Origin of the sequence: Phormidesmis priestleyi BC1401 (assembly GCF_001650195.1) — a bacterium.
Classification (GTDB): domain Bacteria; phylum Cyanobacteriota; class Cyanobacteriia; order Leptolyngbyales; family Leptolyngbyaceae; genus Phormidesmis_A; species Phormidesmis_A priestleyi_B.
Map to the genome: position 1 here is coordinate 1 of NZ_LXYR01000113.1, position 6,016 is coordinate 6,016.

Consider the following 6,016-nt stretch of genomic DNA (forward strand, 5'->3'; position numbering starts at 1 on the left):
GGGGCAACTTTGCGGAGGGTCAAATTGTTGAACGCGATGAGCTAAATCTCTGTGAGTTGGGGTCTTATACGTACACCGAAGAAAAGTAAGTCTTGCTGACAACCCTTGCTACATCAGGAGCGAGGTGCAAGGGTTACTCGACCCTGAAAGAACGAAATCAAGGGATTTTGATAGCCTACTCTATCAAAATCCCTTGATTTGTGTGTTGGTATCGAGAGGATCAAGTACGGGAAAGTGTGTGGTGACTCGAAATGAAATTTCTATTTCTTATCTCTTTTCGATGGAGGATTGCGGTGGACTCTGGTATGCTCTCCCTATTTAGTGAAGGATACAATACACCTGATAGTGAGAATCTTATGAAATCCTTCCGTCTGGCTCTAGCAGCTTTCTTCTTAGTGAGTCTGGGGGTTATCAGCATTGCAGTCACCCAAGAAGGTAGCTTGGTTCAAGTTGGTCATTATGCCAAGGGGCAATAAGTTTTTCTAGACACTGAAACGATATCGAACCAAGGAATAGACCTTCATCCCCGTAGTGATTGGTCACTTTCACAGCGATTTTTCCAGATCTGCCATTCTGATTTGGTGGGTCAAACGGACGGCTGACATTGGTGTTGAGTGCTGACCATGCTGACTCATTAATCTCTGCTTTCAATGCCCGTTTCAGCTTCTCATAAGGCTGATTGGCTCCCGTGAAGTAGGCATGACGCACAAAGAAGCGGTTCTGTCGCAAAAATGATAGGGTAGGGAGGCTCATTTTTCTCTCATCTCATCCTAAATGGCTTCTCAATCCCTGTTCAAGTGGTGTCACTTTCTGCCAGAGATCATCTTGCTGAATGTGCGGGGGTATTGTCGTTATCCCCTGAGCTACCGGAACCTGGAAGAGATGATGGCAGAGCGAGGAGTTGAAGTGGATCATTCCACAATCAACCGGTGGGTGCTAAAGTTCGCCCCAGAACTCGACAAACGGCTTCGCTCGCATTTGAGCTTGACGAATGATTCATGGCGGGTGGACGAAACCTACATTCAGGTCAAAGGGAAGTGGAAATATCTGTATCGAGCCGTCGATTCAGCGGGGAATACCCTAGACTTCATGCTGAGCGCAAAGCGAGACGGGAAGGCAGCGGCGCGGTTTTTCCGTAAAGTGCTGAAGGCTCAACACACTCAAACACCCCGCGTAATCACGGTGGACAAGAATGCTGCCTACCCTGTGGCAATGGAGCAGTTGAAAGCCGATGAAACAATTGCTCAAGAGACGGAACTGCGGCAGATTAAATACTTGAACCACATCATTGAACAGGATCACCGAAACATTAAACGGATTGTCAAACCAATGATGGGGTTCAAGTCGTTCCACAGTGCGAGAAGAACGTTGAGCGGGATTGAAGCGATGAATAGGATCAGAAAAGGACAAGCGAAAGGAATCCGTAAAGGGGACCGTGTGTCTCAAATGAATTTCATTGAAGAACTCTTTGAAGTGAGCGCTTAAGACAATACGATTAGCAAGGTTCGCTGGTCACTTTGAAAAGTTTGCGACAGAACCGTAAAGCTTGGGTCGTCATCCTGCATCTCCTTAGCAATGTCGGGGACTGGGGGTTAGCTTAACGCCAACCTTCACTTGGGACATCTCAGTGAACCTGAAGATTGTTCTCTGAAACAATCACTAGATAAACCTTCCCAGCCATTATTTGTGTCCTAAAACTCCTGCCAGGGTCAGCACCCGATAAAGCACCAGCAGGATCATCAGGAGCAAGTAGCCCCGCAGTGCCATCAACGAGAATCGAACCGCTGGAGTCATCCGGATCAATCCGATCGCCTCATGGGGGGCGCGCTTCTCTTCCGGCAGATCATCTAGGGGATGAACCACACGGTAGTCATTGGTGTAATCGTCGTTGGTGGTTCGGTTTGCCATTGCTTTTTCCTCTAATTTTGTGCGTTCAATATGTTTGACTTAACCGGCGGATTTTGGAAAGAGATCGGGGACAACAACCTGCGCTGCCAGGATGAGTGATAGGACAAACAGCACGGCAATGATTATCCAATTAATGACATTGTTCCAAGGCTTGTTGACAAATTCTTCGCCGAGCAATTCCCGGTCATTCAACAGCAATTGCAGAAAGATGATTGCTGACGGCAGAATCACCCCGGCTAATACCTGTACACCGACAATAATCAGTTGCAGTGGGGCATTGGGAATCAGCACAATGCTGGCGGCTAACGCCACGCAAAAGGCGTAGACCGTGTAGAAACCAGGAGCGCGACGAAAGCTCACCTGTAAGCTGTGCGTCCAGCCTTGGACTTCACTAAATGCCCAGGCGCTCGATAGCGAAATAGCAGTCGCACCTAAAATTGCTGCATTGCACATCATCAAAAGGATACCGTTGCGAACAGCCTGACCTGCGAAGGGTATCAGCGCGGTTGCCATCTGAGCCGGGTCTCGAAAGTCGATATGATTCTGTCTGGCTAAATCGCCCACAAAAATCATGCCGCCTGCCACAAGAACAGTAAAACAAGCTCCAATCAAGGTGTCGAGTCGTGCCCATTTCAAATCAGCAAAGCGCAACTTCTTGTCTGCGATGCAGCTTTGCTGGAAAAACAGTTGCCACGGTGCGATCGTTGTTCCCACAATTGCAATAATCAGAAAGACTAAATCAGAAGTCAGTCCGCCCTCTGGGAGATTGGGCACCACTGTGTTTTGCAAAGCCCTTCCCAAGTCTACGTGAGATTGAGCAGCCAGCCAGAACCAGGTCAAATCTAAGAGACACAGCACGATCGTAATAATCTCCCATCGGCGGTAGCTCCCGGTACTGACCAGGGCAACCAACCCAACGGCAGACAGAGGAACCGACAGCATCGGCGAAATCCCCATTTGAGCAAGTGCCAGGGAGATCGCTGCGAACTCGGTGACTAACGTTAAGAAGTTAACAAGCAACAGGTCAAAGAGGGAGAAACGTCCCCACCATTTGCCGAAACGCTTGTAAATCATGGCAGCGTGACCCTGCCCAGTCGCAATGCCCAAGCGTACCACCATCTCTTGGATAAAGTAGCAAGTTGGGAGAAGCACGAACATGAGCCAGAGCAAATGAGTCCCATACTGTGCTCCTGCCTGCACATAAGTTGAGACGGCTCCAGCATCATTGTCGGCTTCCATGACAATGAGTCCCGGACCAAACACCATCAGAAAGGTCAGGAAGTTGCGAGCCCGCTTGGAGCGAACGGTGATTCCTTTTTTTTGAGGAGCCGTGATTTCAGTCATTTTGTATTGTCCTCACTTAAATTTTCAGATCAGAGCCTTGAACTAAAGCTGCCACCGCTTCCTCAACAACGGGAGCAATGAGCGCCCGAACGATTGCTTTGATCACAGTTGTGATTGCAGCTTCGATGGCTTTTTCAATCAGGAGTTCCAACATGACAACCTCCTAAAGTTTGGGTTGATATTTTTTCTGAAGCTAGAGCAAGGGATAGAGCGATTGCCCAACTCCAAGTCGCTAGAAAATTGCCTGTTCTCTGCCTCTAAAACAGATACTTAAAACAGGAGAAGCTAGGTCTTGTTCAACCGAGATCAAACAAACAGATAGACCTTCGTTCGCTGTGAGATAGACGATTTTTTTTACAGCAAACTGAGCCGTTTTCGTGCCAAATCATCCGCGACTTGGGCGATGAAAACGCAGAATCATGAGGTGATCAAATCATCACCAAAAAACATCATAAACCTGCTGTACTTGCCGCAGATTCACGTTTGAGTTTTAGCGAATACCGCTATGTAAAATCTTGCATCGTTCATCTCTTTCTCTTTGCAATCGCCCTGTCCAGTGGCGATCAAGAGATGAACCTGGGACTCTAAGCCAGAGTCACGCCGGGCAGATTCATCGGATCGATCGCTCCTAGACCAACAGCAGGGTCAGGGTCTTCGTCAGACACAGTGGTTCCTTGAGAAGTCGCAAAACCGCAACTACTACCAGAAGCCTCCATTGATCGTTCTCCTTAAAAAATGAAAGAATAATGAGTGAGTGAGCAGTTTACGTGCTTTAACCGCCATCTAAAATTATGTTTTATAAATCTTTTTATGTCAATCAATTTCCTGATGAGAAACCTTATAGAACCCATTTGACATCTCTGAGACGATGAACTAAGGTGGCGCGAAATCTCTATCGTACTAGCCATGCCGTATTCGGGGTTTGAGGTGCAGTGGAACGAAAAACCGGGTTAAGAGGACAATTTGAATAGCCAAATGAAAATGGATAATCTGGCGTGCTAATGTTCGCGCCCAAGCACAGCCTTGAAAGTTCATCCCTACAAGGCTTTCAAGACTTATCGCTTCTCGCGACAGATTTGCTTCAATGACTTCAGGTTAAAAGCGATCAATCTCTTTGGAGCGCTAGTCAGAATGAGTATACCCTAATGGACCGATCCTACCAGCCCTAGCCAAAAGCAAAACTGCCGATGTTAATGGGCTACATCATAGTTGGCTATGTAAATTGACCACTTAACCCGGTTTTTCGTTCCACTGCACCTCAGACCCCAAAGTCCAGATGTAGTGAGAGAGGTTATTTCAGCCAAATCAGAATGGCGGCGATGGTCAGCATAGCAAGATAGTTTTCGGGGGTGCATCCCACTTTTGCAATAAGTACTATTACTCAGACTTGTAGCCCTTGAGAAAACGGTCTTTCAAGACACGTTCTCAAATTGAGACTTACAAGACTGGGATGCACCCGATTGTTTCCCCATGTGACTCGTGCCTGTCAGGGGATGATTCTGCACAGTGTTCAACTGCTACAAGAGCTGATTGCAACGACCACAACGCGGACTGGATTGAAGGTCTTTACTACGATTCTCGACAAGCCCTATCAAACGGGTCGAAAAGTGGCTGAGAACTTCAAAGCGACGATGAAGATTGTGTTCGACCAAACCTTGCCCCAATGGAATTACACTGCCCAGCCAGAATTACAGGTTATTTAATCCACGATCCTAAGCGGCAACTTCAGCACAGATCGTGTCTTGGTCACGGGTGCGACGGTCTAAACACTGATAGAAGAGCGTACTCAGTTGTTAGTGTTCTAGACATGGGGATGAGGCTCAGGGAGAATAAGAGAACTCAAACAAGTTAGATGACACGGAAAATACTGCGATGATACTTGAACCCGTGAAATGTCTCACCTGTGACAGCATCAACATCATTAAACACGGCAAGACGGCTGAAGGCAAACAACGATATAAATGCCGCAACTCTGAATGCACTCGTCACAGCTTTGTTTTGGAATATTCCTACCGGGGCTACTTACCCGCCGTGAAGCAACAGATTAGTGATATGGCGATGAACGGCAGTAGGATTCGAGATACGGCACATGTGCTGAAGATTAGCCCGACCACGGTGATTGAAGAATTAAAAAAAAGATCGTCATCTTGAACCGGTGAATCAAACGCTACTAGAACAACTCAAGCCAACGGCTGTCACAATGGTCAAACCCGTTGAAGAAGCTGAAGCAGACGAGATGTGGAGTTTTGTCCAATCCAAGAAACGGCAGCGCTGGTTGTGGCACGCAATTGATCATGAAACTGGGTAAGTCTTGGCGTATGTGCTAGCAGACCATAAGGATCAAGCGTTGGTGGAGTTGAAAGCATGGCTAGAGCCATTTGGCGTTCAAACGTTTTACACGGATGGCTGGGGGGCGTATGCTCGATTGCTGGATGAAGGTCAGCATATGGTTGGCAAGTGGAACACCCAGAAAATTGAGCGGAAACACTTAACCTTGCGAACTCGAATCAAGCGCGCGCCTTTGGCGGAGCGAAGCGCTATAGCTCGCAAGACGATTTGCTTCTCCAAGTCGGAATGGCTGCATGACGTTGTAATTGGATTGTTTGTCAATCGCTATGAATTTGGACGTGCGGTTTGACGGCGGCGATCCCCATGTCTAGAACATTACCCTTTTGGGTCAAACTCAGCGGGAACGCTCGCGATCCGCTTCTTGCTTAGAAATGATTCGATGCGATTCTGCGGCTCGAAATCGTTCTCCGACATA

Annotated in this window: 7 protein-coding genes and 1 pseudogene; 3 read left to right on the forward strand and 5 right to left on the reverse strand. The window is 47.7% G+C overall.

Translation table 11 applies throughout. The annotated features are described in order from the left end of the window. Positions 1–423: 423 nt before the first annotated feature. Positions 424–753, reverse strand: a complete 330-nt coding sequence (locus tag A8707_RS29360) for a hypothetical protein (protein ID WP_068820125.1) — start codon at positions 751–753, stop codon at positions 424–426. 21 nt (positions 754–774) lie between these two features. On the opposite strand from A8707_RS29360, the gene A8707_RS25295 reads away from it, so the two are divergent. Next, positions 775–1,485, forward strand: coding sequence for an IS6 family transposase (locus A8707_RS25295; RefSeq protein ID WP_068820127.1), 711 nt, complete (start codon positions 775–777; stop codon positions 1,483–1,485). Positions 1,486–1,680: 195 nt separating this feature from the next. Here A8707_RS25295 and A8707_RS25300 read toward each other — a convergent pair whose 3' ends face one another. The 4 genes from A8707_RS25300 to A8707_RS30435 form a co-directional block, all read right to left on the reverse strand. Continuing rightward, complete coding sequence (locus A8707_RS25300; RefSeq protein ID WP_068820129.1) at positions 1,681–1,908, reverse strand: hypothetical protein; 228 nt, start codon at positions 1,906–1,908, stop codon at positions 1,681–1,683. Between the two features lie 39 nt (positions 1,909–1,947). Beyond that, entirely contained in the window at positions 1,948–3,252 is a 1,305-nt protein-coding gene (locus A8707_RS25305; RefSeq protein WP_068820131.1) for an Nramp family divalent metal transporter, read from the reverse strand. Positions 3,253–3,268: 16 nt separating this feature from the next. After that, complete coding sequence (locus A8707_RS28715; protein WP_156518879.1) at positions 3,269–3,406, reverse strand: hypothetical protein; 138 nt, start codon at positions 3,404–3,406, stop codon at positions 3,269–3,271. Between the two features lie 430 nt (positions 3,407–3,836). After that, positions 3,837–3,968 (reverse strand): hypothetical protein, encoded by a 132-nt coding sequence (locus A8707_RS30435; protein ID WP_269452772.1) that lies wholly within the window; start codon positions 3,966–3,968, stop codon positions 3,837–3,839. Between the two features lie 714 nt (positions 3,969–4,682). On the opposite strand from A8707_RS30435, the gene A8707_RS25310 reads away from it, so the two are divergent. Next, a complete protein-coding gene (locus A8707_RS25310) occupies positions 4,683–4,955 on the forward strand; it encodes an ISAzo13-like element transposase-related protein (RefSeq protein ID WP_156518880.1) in 273 nt (90 codons plus the stop codon). A gap of 169 nt (positions 4,956–5,124) precedes the next feature. Further along, positions 5,125–5,890: pseudogene (locus tag A8707_RS30785) on the forward strand (IS1 family transposase). Positions 5,891–6,016: the final 126 nt, after the last annotated feature.